At 45.1% G+C, this 20,831-nt stretch carries 20 protein-coding genes; 2 read left to right on the top strand and 18 right to left on the bottom strand.

Translation table 11 applies throughout. From position 1 onward, the window contains the following. Positions 1-108: 108 nt before the first annotated feature. From OE749_RS12270 to OE749_RS12285, 4 genes are all read right to left on the bottom strand, one after another. On the bottom strand, positions 109-939 hold the full coding sequence (locus OE749_RS12270; protein ID WP_263712764.1) for a flagellin N-terminal helical domain-containing protein: 831 nt from the start codon (positions 937-939) through the stop codon (positions 109-111). A 363-nt stretch (positions 940-1,302) separates the two neighbouring features. Further along, a complete protein-coding gene (locus tag OE749_RS12275) occupies positions 1,303-2,127 on the bottom strand; it encodes a flagellin N-terminal helical domain-containing protein (protein ID WP_263712765.1) in 825 nt (274 codons plus the stop codon). A gap of 447 nt (positions 2,128-2,574) precedes the next feature. Then, entirely contained in the window at positions 2,575-3,399 is an 825-nt protein-coding gene (locus OE749_RS12280; protein ID WP_263712766.1) for a flagellin N-terminal helical domain-containing protein, read from the bottom strand. Between the two features lie 477 nt (positions 3,400-3,876). After that, positions 3,877-4,701, bottom strand: a complete 825-nt coding sequence (locus OE749_RS12285) for a flagellin N-terminal helical domain-containing protein (RefSeq protein WP_263712767.1) — start codon at positions 4,699-4,701, stop codon at positions 3,877-3,879. A gap of 259 nt (positions 4,702-4,960) precedes the next feature. On the opposite strand from OE749_RS12285, the gene OE749_RS12290 reads away from it, so the two are divergent. Beyond that, the gene (locus OE749_RS12290) at positions 4,961-5,869 is read left to right on the top strand and encodes a hypothetical protein (RefSeq protein ID WP_263712768.1); all 909 of its coding nucleotides are present in this window, start codon (positions 4,961-4,963) and stop codon (positions 5,867-5,869) included. Between the two features lie 44 nt (positions 5,870-5,913). Here the strand turns inward: OE749_RS12290 and OE749_RS12295 are convergent, their stop codons facing one another. The 14 genes from OE749_RS12295 to OE749_RS12360 form a co-directional block, all read right to left on the bottom strand. Next, positions 5,914-7,020 (bottom strand): hypothetical protein, encoded by a 1,107-nt coding sequence (locus OE749_RS12295; RefSeq protein WP_263712769.1) that lies wholly within the window; start codon positions 7,018-7,020, stop codon positions 5,914-5,916. Positions 7,021-7,085: 65 nt separating this feature from the next. Then, a complete protein-coding gene (flgL, locus tag OE749_RS12300) occupies positions 7,086-8,309 on the bottom strand; it encodes a flagellar hook-associated protein FlgL (protein ID WP_263712770.1) in 1,224 nt (407 codons plus the stop codon). 19 nt (positions 8,310-8,328) lie between these two features. Next, entirely contained in the window at positions 8,329-10,461 is a 2,133-nt protein-coding gene (gene flgK, locus OE749_RS12305) for a flagellar hook-associated protein FlgK (protein ID WP_263712771.1), read from the bottom strand. 10 nt (positions 10,462-10,471) lie between these two features. Further along, entirely contained in the window at positions 10,472-11,446 is a 975-nt protein-coding gene (flgJ, locus tag OE749_RS12310; protein WP_263712772.1) for a flagellar assembly peptidoglycan hydrolase FlgJ, read from the bottom strand. A gap of 14 nt (positions 11,447-11,460) precedes the next feature. Further along, a complete protein-coding gene (locus tag OE749_RS12315) occupies positions 11,461-12,588 on the bottom strand; it encodes a flagellar basal body P-ring protein FlgI (protein ID WP_404828174.1) in 1,128 nt (375 codons plus the stop codon). Continuing rightward, on the bottom strand, positions 12,585-13,265 hold the full coding sequence (gene flgH, locus OE749_RS12320) for a flagellar basal body L-ring protein FlgH (RefSeq protein WP_263712773.1): 681 nt from the start codon (positions 13,263-13,265) through the stop codon (positions 12,585-12,587). Before flgH ends, OE749_RS12315 begins: the two co-directional genes overlap by 4 nt. Before the next feature lie 11 nt (positions 13,266-13,276). Next, positions 13,277-14,065, bottom strand: a complete 789-nt coding sequence (gene flgG / locus OE749_RS12325; protein ID WP_263712774.1) for a flagellar basal-body rod protein FlgG — start codon at positions 14,063-14,065, stop codon at positions 13,277-13,279. Positions 14,066-14,104: 39 nt separating this feature from the next. Next, the gene (locus OE749_RS12330) at positions 14,105-14,848 is read right to left on the bottom strand and encodes a flagellar basal body rod protein FlgF (RefSeq protein ID WP_263712775.1); all 744 of its coding nucleotides are present in this window, start codon (positions 14,846-14,848) and stop codon (positions 14,105-14,107) included. Between the two features lie 129 nt (positions 14,849-14,977). Beyond that, positions 14,978-16,357, bottom strand: coding sequence for a flagellar hook protein FlgE (gene flgE / locus OE749_RS12335; RefSeq protein WP_263712776.1), 1,380 nt, complete (start codon positions 16,355-16,357; stop codon positions 14,978-14,980). Positions 16,358-16,389: 32 nt separating this feature from the next. Then, positions 16,390-17,079, bottom strand: coding sequence for a flagellar hook assembly protein FlgD (gene flgD, locus OE749_RS12340; protein WP_263712777.1), 690 nt, complete (start codon positions 17,077-17,079; stop codon positions 16,390-16,392). Positions 17,080-17,110: 31 nt separating this feature from the next. Continuing rightward, positions 17,111-17,533, bottom strand: coding sequence for a flagellar basal body rod protein FlgC (gene flgC / locus OE749_RS12345; RefSeq protein ID WP_263712778.1), 423 nt, complete (start codon positions 17,531-17,533; stop codon positions 17,111-17,113). Then, positions 17,530-17,934, bottom strand: a complete 405-nt coding sequence (gene flgB / locus OE749_RS12350; protein WP_263712779.1) for a flagellar basal body rod protein FlgB — start codon at positions 17,932-17,934, stop codon at positions 17,530-17,532. Before flgB ends, flgC begins: the two co-directional genes overlap by 4 nt. A gap of 88 nt (positions 17,935-18,022) precedes the next feature. Continuing rightward, positions 18,023-18,853, bottom strand: a complete 831-nt coding sequence (locus OE749_RS12355; protein WP_263712926.1) for a CheR family methyltransferase — start codon at positions 18,851-18,853, stop codon at positions 18,023-18,025. 30 nt (positions 18,854-18,883) lie between these two features. Further along, positions 18,884-19,804, bottom strand: a complete 921-nt coding sequence (locus OE749_RS12360) for a chemotaxis protein CheV (RefSeq protein WP_263712780.1) — start codon at positions 19,802-19,804, stop codon at positions 18,884-18,886. 161 nt (positions 19,805-19,965) lie between these two features. Here OE749_RS12360 and flgA point away from each other — a divergent pair, with 161 nt between their 5' ends. Continuing rightward, positions 19,966-20,688 carry a flagellar basal body P-ring formation chaperone FlgA gene (flgA, locus tag OE749_RS12365; RefSeq protein WP_263712781.1) on the top strand — a complete coding sequence of 241 codons (723 nt, stop codon included), beginning with the start codon at positions 19,966-19,968 and terminating at the stop codon, positions 20,686-20,688. Positions 20,689-20,831 lie beyond the last annotated feature (143 nt).

Here is a 20,831-nt window from a genome sequence, read left to right on the forward strand (position 1 = left end):
ATTGTCTCTTTCTATCACCGCCTGCCCCCACATTAGGTGATAACTCTATCTTGCTAGATTGCAGCCTGCCCCCGCATGTGCGTATCTAACCTATTGATTTTTATCATATTACCCTCCCAGCAGACTCAATGCAGCTTGTGGTCTTTGGTTTGCCTGACTCAACACCGTTGTACTCGCCTGTTGAATAATTTGCCAGCGGGTCAGTTCTGCCGTTTCGGTGGCAAAATCTGTATCACGAATTCGCGATCTTGCCGCAGACACATTCTGCGAAATATTGCTCAAGTTTCGAATTGTGGATTGAAAACGGTTTTGTATTGCACCGAGATCGGCACGCTTTGCATCAACGATTGAAATCGCTGCATCAACAAAAGTCATAGCAGCTGATGCCTGAGGTGCAGTGGCAACAGAGACATTTTGTCCATTGAACAAGCCCGAAGCGCCGTATCCACCAGTTCTGGAAATATTTACACTGATAAATTGGCCCGCATTTGCGCCCACCAAAAATACCGCAGAATAATTCCCAACAAGAATGTCTACACCACCGAACTGTGAGGTTGTCGCTATACGGCTGATCTCTAGTTTCAGTGCAGATACTTCTTTTTGAAGCGCAAGACGGTCACTTGACGAATTAATCCCGTTTTGTGACTGCACCGCCAAGACACGAATACGTTGCAATGCAACCGTGATTTCCTGGAGTGCACCTTCAGCCGTTTGCGATAGTGAAATGCCATCATTTGCGTTTCTCACTGCCATGTCCAATCCCATAATCTGAGATGTCATGCGGTCAGAAATCTGCAAACCGGCAGCATCGTCTTTCGCACTGTTAATGCGAAAGCCTGAGGATAGACGCTCAAACGCTGTGTTGAGCTCTGTATTAGACGTGAATAGTTGACGACGAGCGTTCAACGAAGACACGTTCGTATTAACGTATAAACTCATTTTTTTCTCCTAACGATTTTATTTCACGTTAACGGCATGTATTTTTATTATTTGCTATTAACGTTGACACTTTCGTGTCATGTAACGTTCTGATTTTTATTGCTTTTATGACGTTACTTTGTAGGCCTGCTTGTTATTATTTTTGTATCAGTGCCTTATGCTCTGGTTATCGTTAGGATGTAAAAATTCCTTTAGAAAAAAATTTAACTATTTTTTAATATCTATATTTTTCAATAACTTAAATAAATAAGGCCAGCGTAGTGCTGGCCTCTGCTCAAATGTGTTAGGAGAGAAATTGAGCTAAAAAGTGTTATTTTTGAAATATCACGCTCAATTGAGAGAGCGAGCGTGATTTCTCAATAATTATCCTAGCAGCGACAATGCTGACTGAGGACGCTGGTTCGCCTGAGACAGAACTGTCTGGCTTGCCTGCTGAATGATCTGGTTTCGCGTTAACTCTGCGGTTTCAGATGCAAAGTCAGTATCTTTGATACGTGAACGTGCACCCGCAACGTTTTCAGAGATGTTGCTCAAGTTACGAATGGTTGACTGGAAACGGTTTTGAAGCGCACCCAAATCAGCTCGCGCTGAACCAATCGTCGAAATCGCCGCATCTACCGCAGTTAGCGTAGCTGATGCTTGCGCAGCTGTGGCAACAGAGTTGGTCGACAACCCTAAACCAGACGTACCGTAACCGCCTGAACGAGACAAGTTAACGCTAATTGTTTGACCACCATTCGCACCCACTAGGAATGCCGCAGAGTAGTCACCCTTAAGTAAATCAACACCCGCGAACTGTGTAGTTTGCGCTACACGCGAAATTTCTGTTTTGAGTGCAGACACTTCTTTTTGAAGTGCAGCACGGTCAGCAGATGTGTTGATACCGTTTTGTGATTGCACTGCTAACTGACGGATACGTTGCAAGCTAGAAGTCACTTCTTGCATTGCACCTTCCGCGGTTTGCGTAAGTGAAATCGCATCGTTCGCGTTACGAACAGCTTGATTCAAACCCTGAACCTGAGATGTCATTCGATCAGTAATCTGCAAACCTGCAGCATCGTCAGCTGCTCGGTTGATACGGAAACCTGATGAAAGACGCTCGAAAGACGTATTCAATCTTTGCGACACATCAAATAATTGACGCTGTGCATTCAAAGATGAAACGTTAGTGTTTACATACATTGACATGGTACTACCTCTTACACTCTCAGTCCGACCTATCAGCCGGCAACTAACGAATGTCAGTTGAAACTACACTGGTAGTGCAATCACCAAATTGTTTAGAAATGGAGATTGGCACTGGCCTCTCATTTAAGGTTATCGCCTGATTAAAAAATAACTTTAGGCAAATAATTGCCTTTTTGAGCCAAAACGGTAATTATTTGCCCTAATAAGTTTAACGTATTGTTTTAATTAGATTTTATTAAATGCATTTTTTTACCACAAGGTAAAAAAATGCGGAAAGTTATCGCCTCATGCAAAAAATGAATAAAAATATTCATTCAGTAACACGACATTATTCCCTTTTTGGAACAAAAATGATCTAAAAAGGTGATTTTCAATAAAAAGCCAGACGTAAAGTCTGGCTCAGTTTGCACATATCAGTGACTAATCACATGTGCGCGTTGTATCTTATTATCCAAGTAGCGAAAGTGCAGCCTGGGGACGCTGATTTGCCTGAGACAATACAGTCTGACTCGCCTGCTGGATTATCTGATTACGTGTGAGTTCCGCAGTTTCTGTCGCAAAATCAGTATCTTTGATACGTGAACGTGCACCAGATACGTTTTCAGAGATATTACTCAAATTACGAATCGTTGATTGAAAACGGTTTTGAAGCGCACCTAAGTCAGCTCGCGTTGAACCAATTGTAGAAATAGCCGCATCTACTGCTGCTAATGTGGCAGACGCTTGCGCTGCGGTTGCAACAGAGTTCGTTCCAAGACTCAGGCCAGACGTACCAAATCCGCCAGTACGAGATAGGTTAACAGAAATCGTCTGACCACCGTTTGCGCCAACAAGGAATGCCGCTGAGTAGCCACCAGTAAGTAGATCTACACCCGCAAATTGTGTGGTTTGCGCAACACGTGAAATTTCAGTTTTAAGTGCAGACACTTCTTTTTGCAGTGCGGCACGGTCAGCTGACGTGTTAATACCATTTTGAGATTGCACGGCTAGCTGACGAATTCGTTGTAGGCTAGATGTTACTTCTTGAAGCGCACCTTCGGCCGTTTGGGTTAAAGAAATTGCGTCATTCGCATTTCTTACCGCCTGATCCAATCCCTGGATTTGAGATGTCATACGGTCGGTAATTTGTAAACCTGCCGCATCATCTGCCGCACGGTTGATTCGAAATCCTGATGATAAACGTTCAAATGACGTATTCAAACGCTGAGACACGTCGAATAGTTGACGTTGTGCGTTTAAAGATGAAACGTTGGTATTTACATATAAAGACATGATACTTCTCTCTTACACTCTCAGTCCGACTGACTTGGTCGGCAACTGGAATAATCGGCTTTGGCAAGCAAATTTGATACACCAGTTGAAACTACTCTTTATGGTGCAATCAGCCCGGTATTCACTGGGAGATTGACACTGCCCTCTCATGAATAGTTATCGTCGGCAGGAAAAATAACTTAAATGAAATTTGCCATTTTTTATCAAAAGGCGGTAGAAACATGCCTTAAGCGCCAAATATCCTGTAAACACTGAGCTGACAGGCAGGCAAAGTTTTGCCAAATTACTGATTAAGATTAAATGGATGGAGATAACGTAGTAAAATAGAAGCTAAAGATAAATTTAAGCATGAAGTGAGAAAAAGGCCGAATCAAGTCCGGCCAACCGCTCGTACGTTAGGAGAGAGTGAGCGAAACTCTCAAACGGGTAAGGTTAATCACGAATTCACTACCTCCTGACGCCCTCACCCGCGAGATCTTATCCTAATAACTGCAACGCAGCCTGTGGTCGCTGGTTTGCCTGCCCCAAAACGGTTTGGCTCGCCTGCTGAATGATCTGGTTACGTGTTAGCTCTGCAGTCGTTGCCGCAAAGTCAGTATCACGAATTCGTGAACGTGCGCCCGATACGTTTTCAGAAATATTACTTAAGTTTCGAATGGTTGACTGAAAACGGTTTTGTAGTGCACCCAAATCAGCGCGCGTGGCACCAATTGTTGATATTGCAGAATCCACGGCTGTCAGCATTGCTGATGCATTGGCTGCCGTTGTAACGGTATTCGTACCTAAATTCAGACCAGACGTACCGAAACCACCAGAGCGCGACAAGTTAACGCTGATTGTTTGACCACCATTTGCTCCAACAAGGAATGCAGCAGAATAGCCTCCGGTTAATAAGTCTACCCCTGCAAATTGCGTGGTGGTCGCGACACGAGAAATTTCGACTTTCAGCGCAGATACTTCTTTTTGTAGCGCTGCACGGTCAGCAGAGGTGTTGATGCCGTTTTGTGATTGCACGGCAAGCACACGAATACGTTGTAAGCTGTTTGTCACCTCTTGCAGCGCACCTTCAGCAGTCTGTGTTAGTGAAATCGCATCATTTGCGTTTCTTACAGCCTGATCAAGGCCTTGAACTTGAGATGTCATTCGGTCAGTGATTTGCAAACCCGCAGCATCATCTGCAGCACGGTTAATACGAAAACCTGATGATAAACGTTCAAATGACGTGTTAAGTCTTTGCGTAACATCAAATAATTGACGTTGCGCATTCAAAGACGACACGTTAGTGTTGACATATAATGTCATGGGAAGTCTCCTACACTCTCAGTCCAGCATTCGCTGGCAACCGAATACAATCCGGTGGTTTAATAACACTAAATAGAACAACAACTTACAAAGTAGGATGTTGTTACTGGCTCTCTCGTTTATGTTTATCGACGGTCAAAAAAAAGCCTTTAACATATTTTGCCGCTATTTTGTGCCTTGAGGCAGAGACTTGCCGTTTTGAATGATTTAAGCCTATGATTTTATTAAAGATCAGAAAAGCTCGGGAGATGTGAAAAAAATGCAAATAAAATCAATAACCGCCGTCGGACGACGTGATCAACACAATGGATTTACCGATCTTTGTTACTTTAACAATCAACTATTTTGTTGCTACAGAGAGGCGACGAATCATGTTAGCCGAGATGGCAACATTCGCATTTTAACCCTTGATTTGAGTGGTAATGTGGTCGCAGAAAACCAAATCAATTGGTGGCAATGTGATCTTCGTGATCCGAAGTTAACCATTACGCCAGACAATCAACTTTTACTCATCGCGTATGCACGCACGCAGAGTGAAAGTAAGCCCGTATGTTGGAGCTCTGCCGATGGCACGAGTTGGTCGTCTCCACGCTTTTTCGGTGACGCATACTGGTGGCTTTGGCGTATTCGGTGGCATCAAAACCAGGCGTATGGGTTAGCGTACAACCGCTCAGCCCAAGCCATTCATTTATATCAAGGTCACCCGAAGCGTCGCTTCTACTGCTTCGAGAAAAATGTATTGAGTAAAGAAAAACAAGGTTTAGGGTATCCGAATGAAAGCGATATGATGTTCGATTCGTTGGGTACATGCTACGCGCTGGTAAGACGCGACGCAGATACTTGCACAGCCCAATTAGGCATTGCGTCTGCGCCTTTTAAAAAATGGACATGGCACGATCTGCATCAGTATATCGGTGGCCCTGTGATGTTGCCGCTAGATGATAACTATTGCCTCGTAGCGGGAAGGCAATGGGAATACGACCAAATAAGCACTGCCATTTGGACGTTAAACTTAAAAGACAAATCACTTACCCACTTGATCACATTGCCCTCTGCCGGCGATTGCAGCTATCCAGGGCTCGTTAAGGTGAACGATACACTCTATGTGAGCTACTATTCGTCACATGAAGGCAAAACTAATGTGTATCTTGCTCAACTCGCATTGTAGTCGGGCATGACATGATAAAGCCCAAAGATTGGTAGGGTAAGCGCTTATGCGGTTTTACTGTTAACGTGAGCAAGTAGCGTATCAGCGCGGTTATTCCATGTATGATTTTGCGCAATTTCGGCACGTAATATGTGCTGGATATTCACGTAACTGTCGCCATCAAGAGGGCTGAAGGAAGCTAAATTCAAATATTGCAGCGCTGGATGTATTGCGTGTTGAGCAAAAGGAACGTCATCGATAATTGTCAATGTGCCTAATGCCAACGGCATCATCAACCTCTCATGCAGCCCCCTTTCAAAGCCAGGCGAGTTATGAAATCCGTAGCGAGCGTGTTTAATACGTAAACATAAATCAGAGAACGGCATTGCATCTTCATAATGATGAAAGTCACTCACTTCTTTATATCTAGATGCATCTGCGCCAACGACCGTCAAACGCACGCCTTTTTCTTCAGCATGGTGTAACGCCTCACGTCGCTTTTTTGCTCGTTGATAAAAATCCACAAACATGCATACGGTTTTAAGATTTTCATCTAGCGGCGTTGTGGCTGCGTGCTCGCCAATAGGCAGAATACCGATGGCTTGCATAAAGCGCGTAATTGACTGCGTGCCGTCGATCATCTCTCCCACCTGAGACCATACGGGTTCAAGTTTTTTTCGCCAGTGCATTAAAGAGAAATGGGAAGCGGGAAAGATTATTTCGTCGGTTTTGTCCTCAAAGCCTGTCACGGGTTCAGCCAACCAGTTTTCGTCTGCCGCATGAGGAAAATACAACGCATCAATACCGCAGAGTTGGCAAAACGCAGCGTGCTCTTGGTCGACACACAGCACGGTTACGTTTGCACCATAAAAGCGAGAAAACAAATGTAATGGGTGATCAACTAGCAACACATAAATCGGCTTACCAACGTGCTTCAAATAGTCGCGCTGACCCGAAACCTGTAAGTCTAAGCCTAGGCCATTAAAACTCACTACAAAGTCGAAATCGATTCCGCTTTCTAACGCTAATACAGAATCAGCAACGCACGTGTCATTTTCTACTGATAACAATGAGACATCGATGCTTTTCTGTTTGAGGGCATCCGCTAATCCATTCACAAACGACGATACTACGCCGTAGCGGTTTTCGCCGACCACCATCAAAGCTCTCATTCATATTCCTTTTTTGAACTGACTCAATAACACATTAAAGTGTGTCGTTTATTGTTGTAAACGTACTAGATATAATCGAAAAGTGACAGCCCTGTAACCCGTGCAAAGGTAGCTTGTGCCGCTTGCAGCGCAGTTTCTTGCTTACTCAGCTCAGACACAGCTTCCGCATAATCAACATCTTCAATATCCGAACGAGCCTGCTTATTGGTAATTTCCAAATCAAGGTTAGACACGTACACAGAACTGGCAACATTTAACCTGCCACCCAATCCAGAGTTCGCATTTGCTAGCGACACTAAACCATTATCTGTGCCCACCAATGCATCATTTAACTCTTCTCTGAACTGCTTTTCAGTCATATTGTCGTCATTCAAAGCAATGTAAAAATCGTTCAGGATTTCTGCAAAGTTTTCTTTTTCCGGAGGCTGAAGAGTAAAGTCGACGGTATTACCAGGCCCACCTGTTATATTAAACTCAATGCCTTTAAAGGTGAACGGCTCGCCAGATGTATAGCCGACTGTACCGACAGTGGCACCTGTCCCGATATTATCGATTTGTACCTGGTTTCCACCTGGCAATACGGTAATCCGATAATCATTATTCGCTGGCGTGAGTAAGTCGTAATTATCTTTATGAAATTGATCAAAAGCGGCTTGTTGCGTAATCGTTGATGAAGCACTCGTCGCAGTAGACGCTGTGATTGATGTTTTCAAACGCGCAAGTACATCTTCAAAGACTTCTTTACCATTACTATTTGCTTGAAGATTGACGTTTTCAGACACCTGGATCTTATTAACGCCATCATCCCCTTGGTACTGGTATTTATTGCCGGTCGCTGTCGGATCGTAAATAAACGCAGGCGTACCGGTTTGATACCCTGAGAAAATATATTCACCATTAGCATTACGGCTGTTCATTAAGTCAAACACTTCATCGCGAATTTGGCCAACTTCGATTGCGATGGCCTCACGATCAATATCACCGTAAATGCCATTTCCTGCTTGCACCATGAGTTGGCGCGCTTTGTCCATCGATGACTTGATGTTACGAAGTACCGCCTCTTCCTGATCTAACGAACTTTTAAGGAGGTCATTGTTGCGTTTAAATTGCTCAATCTGATCCAGCTCTTCAGTAAGTCGCACCACTTTCGCGGCCCCCACAGGATCATCACTAGGCCGCAGAAGTTTTTTTCCAGAAGACAGTTGCTGCTGAATGTCAGAGATATCTCCCTGATTATCCAATACAGATTTAATGCTTCTATCAAAAAGTTGATTCGTTGAAATACGCAAAGAAATGCCCTCCCGTCACCTATCGAACCGCGCCAAGTATTGTGTCGAAAAGAGTTTGTGCCGTAGTTAATACTCTAGCAGACGCTGCATAGGTTTGTTGATATCGCACCAAGTTTGCAGCCTCTTCGTCTAAACTAACGCCTGATACCGATTCAAACCAATTTTTCGATTGATCTTTCATCGCTTCCGCCGCCTTTAATGAAATATCGGCCACCGCGGCCTTTTCTCCAATATCACTGACAATATTGGCGTATTTCTCTTGGAAGGAAAAACGGCTGGTAGTGCCATTATTACTCGACAGCACAACATCTTTATTCTGTAAATTGGCAAGCTCAAGGCCATTACGGTTATCATTCAGACCATCGGTATTGTATGAAATGTTAAATGTATCACCGGCTTTGGGTACCCCTTGAAGGCTAAAGTCATAGCCAGGGTAATCATTCAACGCGGTCCACGCAGCGGGGTAACCCGGCGCGCCTTTAGCTTGTTGAAGTAAATTGTTTAAGTCTGTTGCCCCGGCCACAGTCACGATCACATTGTTGGCACTATCTCGTACTTCATAAGACGTAGCTGAAGTAAAAACAACTGAAGCAGGTGCTCCCACCAAACCACCAGGTGCAACACCAGGACCTTGAATACCACCTGCGCCATCAAATGCCGACGTATCAGGGTCGAACGGTGCCGTATTATCTACCACCGTGTTAGTGACCGTTGTTGATACCAATTCGGCATCACCAAAGTTATTGATGCTCGCATCGACGCGAAATGGCGAAGCCAATGCAATATCTTCAGGTCTGGTCATTTGTACTTCAAGATCAGCCGCTGCATCTTTAGTAGGTTGAAACAAAAATTGGTCTCCCACGGCATAACCCGCTCCATCAGGAAACTCAATTTCAATCCCACCTAACACTTTTTCAAACGTACCCGCTTGTGCTGTCAGCCCCGTGTAGGTTTGCGTAATTGGGGTGCCTGCGGTATCGGTTACAGGGCTACCATCGGGGTTTAGTAACGCAACGGTAACGTCTAGCGTCGGCGGTGCACCGGGCGTTACTGCGTCAATGGTGACTTGGTAATCCGCGCTGGTCAAATCGCGCGCGCCGTCTTCAGACACCCGCGCGTTGGCCGTCAATGCCAGGCTGGAATTGGCGGCATAATTTAACCCAGAGACGGTAGGAAGCTGAAATATATTACTGCCAAGTTGTTGGTCGTAATCCATGCCTAAGCGGTTTTGTTCATTCATGGCTGCCGCCATTGACAACGCAATCTGACCAAGCTCACGACGAGCGGGATCGAGTACTTCACTACGATAACGAAATAGCCCACCCATTTTCCCACCAACATCAACCTCAGCTAAACGCAGCGACGTGGGTTTACCTGTGCTTCTCAATTCAAGATTCTTATACTGAATGTCGGGGTTACCGTTTAATCCAAATAAATTAAATGTGCCATCTTCCAGAACAAGAGATTCACCACTGGTCAGGTTGACCATAGTAATACCGTCGTCATTTCCGCTTTGACGAGTCTCAATCGACATAATTTCAGCCAAATCTCGTATTGCCTTGTCTCGCTCATTTTTGAGCGCACCAGGCTCTTCGTAGCTATTATTAGCCTCTAGAACTCGTATTTTGTCGTTAAGCTTCGCAATGGATTCAATCAATGAATTCGCACGATTTATCGTCGATTCCAACTCAAGGTTCAGCTCTTCTTCCTTGGTTTTCAAAAACTCAGACATCGTACCCACTTGCCCCACTAGAGAATTCGCTTCTCCGAGAACTAACTGACGGGCAGCCATATTTGTCGGCTCATCTGTTGCAGTTTGAATTGATGCGTAAAAACGACTCAGCGCTTTTGAAATACTGTTGGCTTCGCTGGCAAACAAATTATCAACCGTCGATGTGCGCTGTGAATAAATTTCATGTTCACCGACCTCAGTAATATCGCGTCGAAGCTGATTTTGGGCAAAGGTATTGATAACGCGCTCAGTTGTACCACGTCCGACTCCACCGTAAAGTTGAGTCACAAAGGTCGTACGTTCACGTACGTAACCTTCTGTGTTTACATTGGCAATGTTATGACCCGTGGTATCAAGGAGTGTATTGCTAGCGCGTAACCCTGACTGAGCAATTGTATATAAATCGGTATTGCGAATCATTGATTATTCCTTAGCGTCCAGTCAGCGCTGAGCCAATGTGATTTTTGACATGATTAAGCACACTAATCACTTTATCTGCATAGTTCGGATCGGTTGCATAACCCGCTTTTTGAAGTTCGCTAAAATATTGCTGAGGCTGTTCAACTTGGCGAATAGCCTGTTTATATCGCGGATTCTCCGACACAAAGCTCACATAATCTTTTACAGAGTCTGCAAAAGAATCGTAAGCACGAAAGTGCGCCTTTTCTTTTTTCGCTACGCCATCGCGATACTCGAGCGTATCCACATGCGCTCGCTCGCCCTGCCAACCCTGATTGGCTTTGATGCCAAATAGATTATGGGAGTTCTGCCCATTCGTGCCGTGAATCATGTGCTTGCCCCAGCCAGTTTCAACGGCAGCTTGCGCCACTAAGGCATGAGGATCCAAGCCCAGCTTTGCAGCCTCTTGCTCGACTACAGGCACCAAGGCATCGATGAAACTTTCAGGTGTATCAAAAACTTGTCGCTTGGCAGGCTGCGAATTTGAGGCATTATCAACATCAGACAATGCCAATGGAGACGCTGGTTTGTCGCGACGATTCACGCGATTCTCTGATAACAATGAAGATAAGTTCCCATCTTGTCGAATGATACTCGCGGGCGTGAAACCTTCTTTATTTGGGCTCAATTGTTGAATGATAAGATCGGCTAAGCCCATGCTACCAGAACTGGCCAAATCAACGGCAAGTTGCTGATCATGCATGTCGCGATAGAACTTTACTTGCTGACTATTGAACGGACTGTCTTTATCTGACAAAGCATCCTGTGCCTGACGCATTGACTTAAGCATCATCTGAACAAATATCGCTTCAAACTGTTGCGCCGCTTCTTTTAACGCACTTTCATCACCTTCTTGTGCAGCTCGGCGAAGATTATCGATCCCCTTGAAGTCGTGAACATTTCGCGACATCTCAAGCTGATTTTGCATATTTGAAGAAAAGTCCATCGCTCGCCCTCTGCCTATATCACAATCAACTCACCTTGAAGCGCACCCGCTTGTTGCAGCGCTTCAAGTATTGCCATCAGATCTCCCGGCGCTGCCCCGACTTCGTTAACTGCACGAACTAACGTATCGAGAGTGACGCCAGGTTCAAATTTAAACATGCGGGTATCATCTAGATTCACATCTACAATAGACTGAGTAGTCACCACCGTATCCCCGTCTGCAAGCGGGTTAGGCTGATTAACATTTTGAGTTTCGGTAATAGTAACAGTAAGTCCACCATGGGTAATCGCCGCCGGCAGCAGCCTTACATCCTGACCGATAACAATGGTGCCAGTGCGACTATTGATAATCACCCGAGCAGGCGCGTCTGCAGGTGTAAAATTAAAGTTTTCGATAGTGGCAACAAAACCAACCCGTTGCCCTACATCTCTCGGTGCTGTAACACGAACCGATGCAGCATCAATCGGTGTGGCGAGTGCATACCCTTTGCTTGGGTCTGCGCCAAGGCGCATGTTGATGGTATCAGCCAGCGCTTTTGCAGTTGAAAAGTCAGGTCGGTGCAGGTTTAGAGTAAGAAAATCATTTTGCATTAAACCACTTTTTACACCGCGCTCAACAATAGCACCGTTTGCAATGCGCCCCACCGTCGGTGTATTTGACACAATACGCGAACCATCAGCGCCTTCAGCGCCAAAACCACTGACCACGACACTTCCTTGAGCCACTGCATAAATATTGCCATCAAGGCCTTTCAAAAAGGTTTGTAGTAATGTTCCGCCACGCAAACTCGCGGCCTCACCAACGGAAGACACTGTCACATCAATAGTTTGCCCGGGTTTGATAAATGCAGGTAGGTCGGCATGTACGGCAACGGCGGCAACATTTTTGATTTTAGGTTTAACGCTATTGTCGAGTTTGATGCCAAAATTCGACAACATGGTACGAAAGCTTTGCTCTGTAAACGGGCTTTGCTCGCCGGTTCCTGGCAATCCCACAACCAACCCATAACCTACCAGCTGATTACTTCTCACACCTTGAATACTGGCAAGATCTTTAATCCGCTGTGCATAGCTCACTGAGTTTATACATATGCAGCTAACAATCAGCAAACCCACCGTAAGGTAACGACGGTACCACATCATAACGGCCACCACTCAGATTGGAAAAATTTGGTCAACCAGCCCTGTTTCTGCGCATTGGCAAAAGTGCCCGTACCGCTATATTGAATTCGTGCATTGGCCACTTTGTTAGAGACAATTTCATTGTCAGGACTAATATCCGCAGGACGCACAATGCCGGTTAAACGAATATATTCATCACCATTATTAAGCGTCAGCCATTTTTCACCACGAACCATCAAATTTTGGTTGGGCAAAACACGAACAACCGTGACAGAGATGCTGCCAGACAAGCTGTTGCTTTGATTGGCTGATGCATCGCCTTCAAAGCTGTCAGAAGACGTGATGCCTAATTGGATACTTTCACTTCCAATCCTAAGAGGATTGCCACCTAAGCCAATAATGGGATCGTAATTGATCGCATTGTCACGGCTCGTATTCGTTCCTGCCGACTTGTTCGCGCTCGTATTTTCCTGAAGCGTGACGCTAATGATGTCACCCACTCTGCGCGCTTTAACATCGGAATACAGGCTACTTGCGTTACTTGCCTGAAAAATAGATCCATCTTCGGCCACTTTATGCATGGCCTCTTCAGGCATGACGGGAGCGTAAAACGGATCATTAGGTAAAGGAGACACACGATCAGTGGCCTGACATCCAGCCAGTAAAACAATCAAAGAGATCAAGCCGATGATTTTCATAATGCTACCTACTATAGTTGCTGAATAACCTGACCAAGCATTTGGTCTACCGAAGAAATGACCTTTGAGTTCATTTCATACAAACGCTGACTTTCTATCAGGTTGACCAGTTCTTCGGTTACGTTAACATTTGAGGTTTCCAATGCACCCTGAATAATGCTGCCGATGCCTTCAAGCCCCGGTACACCCTGAATAGGCGCGCCACTCACCGCAGTTTCAACATAAAGGTTTTGCCCAATTGGCTGAAGGCCTGTTGGATTAATAAAATCTGACAAGTTAATCTGCCCAAGAATGGCGGGCTCAGCTTCACCTCGAACCGCGACGGAAACCTGACCGTCTTGTGAAATGGTGATCTGCTGCGCATTTTCGGGCACATTAATCGCAGGTTGCAATAAGAAGCCCGCGCCGGGTGTGACTATTTGTCCCTGATCATTCAACGTAAACTGGCCATTTCGGGTGTAGGCGATCGTACCGTCAGGTTGCAAAATTTCGAAGTAGCCTCGACCTTGAATTGACATATCTAACGCATTGTCTGTGGTTAGCATGTTACCTTGCGTATGGGCTTTTTGAGTGGCTACCACTTTACTTCCCGCTCCCAACATGAGCCCTGAGGGTAACTCCGTGTCAGCAGATGAGCGCCCACCTGGTTGGTTGATATTCTGATAAAGCAAATCTTCAAAAATTGCTCTGTCTTTTTTAAAGCCTACGGTACTGGCGTTGGCCAAGTTGTTAGAGATGACGGCAACGTCAGTTTGTGCCGCGTCTAACCCAGTTTTACTAATCCAAAGTGCCGGATGCATCTTATACCTCCACGCCTATAAACGTTATCTCAATGCGCATTACAAAATACGCATTAGTTGATTGCCGCGCATATCCATTTGGTCGGCTTTCTTCATGAGTTTCACCTGCATTTCGTAGTGCCGTTGCAGGCTGATCATATGAACCATTTCATCAACAGCATTCACGTTGCTGCCTTCTAACATGCCCGTCATCACACGAACATCGGGATCTTCATCTGCGATTTGCCCGTCTTTCAGGCGAAACAAACCATCATTTCCACGCTGTAAATTCTGAACATCAGGATTAACCAGCTTTAAGCGGCCGATTTCTTCCAAAACAGTGACAGGCGCACCTTGTGGCCTGACTGACAAGGTTCCATCCGTCGCAATATTGATATTTGAAACAGGTATCGGTAAGAAAATATTGCCAGCATCACCCACAACAAAATTGCCGTGAGCATCTTTGAGCGCACCATCGGGTCCAACTTGTAAACTGCCAGCACGGGTGTACGCTTCATTGCCTTGAGCATCGATAACACTAAACCAACCATTGCCTTGAATTGCCACATCCAACTCACGATCCGTTTTCACCATCGCACCACCTTCATAATTGTTGGTGGGCGATTCGGTCATTGCGAAAACACGGGTGGGCAGGCCTTCTCCAAAGGCTGGCATCGCACGCGCTTGTTCAAGCTGCGCTTTAAAGCCTGTGGTTTGTGCATTGGCAAGGTTGTTCGCTCTTACTGCCGTGCCGAGTAAATCTTGTTTAGCGCCACTGGCGGCGATGTAGAGTAATTTGTCCATGACAACTTTCTGACTACCGTTAATACTTAACTAAATACGCTGCAATTTAGATGCCAACGTGATTAAAATGAAGCCAAACTGAGGAAGTAGACAGAAAAAAGGCCGCTAAGCGGCCTTCAAAATGAGGGGTTATCGGATGTTCAATATGGTCTGGTTGAGCTGGTTATTCACTTCCAATGCCCGAGAATTAGCCTGGAAGTTACGCTGAGCGATAATCAAGTCAATCAATTCCGTTGTTAGATTCACGTTCGCTTGCTCAAGCGCCGACGAGTTAATTTCACCAAAGGTTCCGGTTGTCGCTTCACCCGCTAGTGCTTCGCCAGACAAAATACTCTCTTTCCACTGCGTATTACTTTGCTGCGTCAGGCCTTGCTCATTGGCAAACCGTACCAGTGCCACTCGCACGATAGGCTCTGAAGTACCGTTAGAGAAGGTCGCTCGAACCAAGCCATCAGGGCCAATATCAATCCCCGTCAAGCGCCCTACAGGTAAGCCGTCTTGCTCTAACGATGTTACTTCAAAGTTCGATGCAAACTGTGTAGGTTCATCAGGCGTCGCTAAAGCGGGGTCTAAAGAAAAGTTCGTTGTAATGGTTTGGGTCACATCCGAACCATTGGTTAACGGTGGATTACCTAGCGGCTCACTCACTATATCCCCTGTCACCTGCGGGTTATTTGCCGCATCACGAATACCGATAAAATCGCCACCGCTACTAAACTCCATTCGGAAACCGTTGATCGCGTTACCCGTCGCTGTTCCTGCTTCATTAGGACCACCTGGACCAGGAACTGTGTTAGTTGTTGAATCAACGGTATCAATCGGTTGATTATCAACATACGTTACCACCACCCATTCGTTTACGGCCGTCGAATCTTTCATAAAATAATACGTCATTTCATGATTATCACCCAACGAATCATAAATGGTAATGGATGTCGCTGCGTTGTAGGTATTCGGGTCAGTTGGAGAAAACAGCGTGATATCTTTTGAATCAGCACCCGCTGGTAGGTTAAAACGTGGACGTGTTTCAGTCGTTGCCTGTGGTGAGCCTGACGAATCAGGAATTCTTACTGGCACCGTAGTACTCAATGCCACAGATGCAGACGTACCATCTGGATTCACCGGAAAACCTAACAGGTTATCACCGCTGGAGTTCACCACGAAGTTGTCAGAATCCAGTTTAAACTGCCCTGCACGGGTAAATGAAAAGTCACGAGAACTACGCTCGGGTACAGTCGCAAAAAAACCGTTACCGGTTATCGCCAAATCCAAAGCAGTATTGGTAAACTGTAGGCTTCCTTGAGAAAATTGCTGAGCAACATCCTGTGTCAAAACCCCGTCACCTACTTTCGTTTTACCACCAGAAAGTAAAGACGCAGCATATACGTCACCAAATTCCGCACGAGACTCTTTAAAGCCCACCGTGTTTACGTTGGCAATATTGTTTGCTGTTACATCTAGGTCTTTCTGCGCAGCTGATACACCACTTAACGCTATATTAAAAGACATTGTTCACTCTCTCCTGTCACCAGTTATACGGACTAGCCGCCAATCTGAATGACATCATCGAGTTTCACACTCTGATCACCATTCAGATTTAAAATAATACCTTGATTACTTCCCGCCAAACTGACACTTGCCACCTGACGGTTTATCGCTGTTGGAATAGCAGTTTGCTCTCCGTTCACCGAACCTTGTGCTTTGATCACATAGTTGCCGGCTGGCAATTGATTGCCTTCTGCATCTTTGCCGTTCCAACCAAATTCAATATTGCCAGCAGGCTGGGTGCCTAACTTCATCGTTCTAACCACTTCACCCGCCGCGTTTTCAATAGAAATTTCCATTTCCTGCGTGGTTTTTTCGTTGATGATTACACCCGAAATACCCGCACTTCCCTCTTGCAGTGGAGCAACATTGCCTGGCAACAATACTTGTCGCCCTATCAAACTTGATGCCTGCAATGCCTGATTTGATGTCATAGAAGCAGAGAACGCCTCAAACTTTTCATTCAGATCATTGATGCCCTCAGCCATGGTAAAGTTGGTCATTTGTGCAACCATCTGATCATTGTCTACGGGCTTGGTGGGATCCTGATTGGCTAACTGTTCGGTCAGCATGGCAAAGAAGTCTTCTTGGCTTAGTTTTTGACGACTACCATCATCTATTTTGACGCCTTCTTCCTGCCAATAGAGATCTTTGTTAGTTACGCTATTGTTGTCTACTGTAGTCACAAGCTTGCCCTCTTGCTGCTTAACTTAGCCACTATCGGCCTTGCCCTAGCATTAATACACGACGAAATATACGTTTAGTGGTATCAGCGACCTGAACATTCGTTTCATAAGACTTTGATGCCGACAGCATGTCTGCCATTTCTTCAACCACGTTGACATTGGGCTTATAGATATAACCGTTTTCATCGGCTTGAGGATGACCGGGACGATACTCAATTTGTAGTGGCTTAGGGCTTTCTACGACACCCAGTACTTTGACTCCACTTCCCAAGCCCTGCTGCGCTGAGGCTTTATCCATCTCTGCTGCAAATACCGGGTGACGAGCTTTATAGGTCGCATCGTAGCTACTACTAATACTGTTAGCGTTAGCGATATTACTGGCCGTGGTATTAAGGCGCACACCTTCAGCATGCATACCTGTCGACGCAATATCCATAACATTAAATAAACTCATCCGCCTTGACCTCCACCAATCGCTTTCTTCATGCCTTTAAACTTGCCATCAAGAAACTGTAAGCCTGCCTGATAACGCATACCGTTATCGAGAAACTGATTACGCTCTGTTTGCACTTCAACGGTATTGCCATCGCCCGTGTCTGGTTGCGCTGGAATACGATACTGAAGTTCAGAATTTGTTTGCATAGAGCCGGGAAAATGGCGCTCATGGGTGCGATCCAAAGAATGCTTTTGCGCATATTTGGCTGATTTCATCGCACTTTGAAAATCGATATCTCGCGCTTTGTACCCTGGCGTATTGGCGTTAGCAAGATTACCTGCTATCACTTCCATACGGTCAGTGCGTATTTGAATGGCTTTATGATGAAAGCCCGCTAATCTATCGAGACTGATTGCCATAAACTTCTCCTCTTTACGAGAAATTTACAGCAAACAGTGTGCCAATGCGGAAGATAAGATGAAATTTAAAGGCAGGTAGTTAGAGCAACTACCTGTTTTTCTTACGATAATAGAGGCCTGGGCTACAACGCACCATATCAAAGTCTTCACTTAAACCAGAAATAGACTCTGACGCCCCGAGGAATAAGACGCCTGATTCATTGAGTGAGGCGGCAATTTGTTGCAGGATTTTGCGTTTAACCTCAGCCGAAAAGTAAATTAAGACATTGCGGCAAAACACAATATCGAACTTACCGATACCTGACACAGGGTTGAGTAAGTTAATAGGTCGAAAGGTCACCTGCCGTTTAATTTCGTCAGAAATACGGTAGCCGCCGGAAGGCAAAGACTCAAAAAATTGACGCTTTCGCTCTTCCGACAATCCTCTGGCAATCGACAAACTGTCATATTCACCTAATTTCGCCCTCTTGAGCATATCGGCCGATAAGTCCGTACCTAATATAGACGACATATCTTTAAAAGCACCGGGATTGGCTTGTCGATACTCTGCCAGCGTAATGGCTATTGAATAAGGCTCTTGCCCCGAAGAACATGCAGCGCTCCAAATTTTTACACTCCTGGCGCGTGTTGCAATCTCTGGCAATAACGAACGCTTAAGCAAGTCAAATGGGTAGGTATCTCTAAACCAAAGGGTCTCGTTTGTCGTCATGGCATCAAGAACGGTTTCGACGAGTTCTCGATCACGTTCTTTTATCACGGTGTCTATCAACGCAGTGAGAGAAGGCAGAGACTTTTCTCTCACTAATGGCATAAGGCGGCTACGAACAAGATACTGCTTATTGGACCCTAGAACAATACCGCACTTGCGTTCTAGAAATTGTCCAAATTCGTTGTACGTTTGCAACGAAACTTCTGTCATTTCCACGTATATAATTACCCGTTTGTTATTCTACGGCTCTATCCATTTCTGTACTGCTGATGCAAGTTCGTCCGGGTGAAATTTCGCAATGAAATCATCAGCACCCACTTTTTTCACCATCGCCTGATTAAACACGCCACTGAGTGATGTATGAAGTATCACATGGAGGTTCTTAAGCTCTGGTGTATTTTTAATTTCTGCGGTTAAGGTATAGCCGTCCATTTCTGGCATTTCAATGTCTGATACCAGCACGCCTACTTTGTCTGTCACGTTACCCGTTTCGGCAGCCAGTTCTTTCAAACGATTAAGGGCTTCAAGACCATTTTTCGCTGCTTCTATTTCAAGTCCCAATGTGGTGAGTGCCTTTTTAACCTGATTTCGTGCAACTGAAGAGTCATCAGCGATAAATATGATTTTGCTACCGTATTTCTCCTTGTCAAAATCACTGACTACATCTTCACTTACATCAGTATCTAATGGTGAAATCTCATTAAGAATTTTTTCTACATCAAGAATTTCAATTAATTCACCTTCCACTTCCGTAACGGCCGTTAAATAACTTGCACGTCCGGTTCCTTGTGGTGGCGGCATAATCGCATCCCAGTTGGTGTTAATAATGCGTTCAACAGAACCCACTAAAAAGCCCTGAACCGAGCGATTGTACTCAGCAATAATGATAAACGCGCTTTTTAAATCTTCTATGCGCTTACCGCCCGTCGCCATGCTTAAGTCAATGACAGAAATGGTTTGTCCACGAATGTGTGCAACTCCGCGGACTAGCGCGTTGAGTTTCGGCATTGAGGTCAACGGTGGACACTGCAGGACCTCTCTCACTTTAAACACGTTGATACCAAACCGTTGTCGCGTATTTAACTTAAACAGTAATAACTCTAAACGGTTCTGTCCTACCAACTGCGTTCGTTGATTGACTGAATCCAAAATACCTGACATACACCACCCCAAAAATATTCAAACTAGGCACAATGTTTGCGTTAATCGAAAAGAAAGCAAAATTAACGCGCTTGTACCTCACAATGCGCCTGAATTTTGACACATTCACAGACTTTTCCGATCTATGGAATTAAGCATAGACAAAATGACGGCAAGTGAACATGAAAAAATTACCTAGCATTATGAGAATACAGATTTTTTTTCTTCTTTTGAGTCTTTTTCCGCTTATTTTGCCAAGTGTCAGCTATGCTGAGACCCAAAATAATTCGGTGAGACAACATGTTATCGACTCGGTAGAGGAATTTGTTTACAGAAATTTAGCCTCTTTTGATCAGGCAGCGCTAAAAGTGCACGTGTCAAACATTGATCCTCGGATTCAAATCCCAGCCTGTACTGAAGAATTTGTTTATTCTGCCTCCCACGACGCTCTACAACAATCAAACTTTGCGGTAAAGGCATCCTGCCCTGCAAATAATTGGTATTTGTATGTCATGGTAAGAACCGTTGTCATTCAACCCGTTGTGGTGCTGAAAACCATGGTCAGCCCAGGCACAATTTTGACTGACGCGCACGTGGAAGTCGTAGACATTGACAAAAAACAGTTAAGATTTACCACTTTTGCCGATAAAGAGAATGTCATTGGCGCACGTATCAAGCGAAGAAGCCGCGCTGGCGCACCAGTGTCACCCGATCTTCTCTGCTACGTGTGCAAAGGCGATCAAGTCGTGATTAAGGCTGATGCAGCCGGATTAGTATTGAAAACACAAGGAATCGCCGAGGAAGACGGCGTGGTTGGCGAGACAATTCGTATCCGTAACTCGCGCTCTAATAAACAAGTGTATGGTCGGGTAACCAACCCAACTGAAGTCGTTGTTAGCATTTAAAACAGGTCTCAGGTGCATTATTCGCAGACAAACTCTATACTTCAGGTTAAGCCTTAAAGAGATAGCTGCGTTACCTAATGAGTTTTTTTCAATTTTTTGTTAAAGTTATCCTTAAGTCGGCCGATACAAGGTACGAGGTTAAA

This window comes from Fluctibacter corallii (genome assembly GCF_025751585.1).
Taxonomy (GTDB): domain Bacteria; phylum Pseudomonadota; class Gammaproteobacteria; order Enterobacterales; family Alteromonadaceae; genus Fluctibacter_A; species Fluctibacter_A corallii.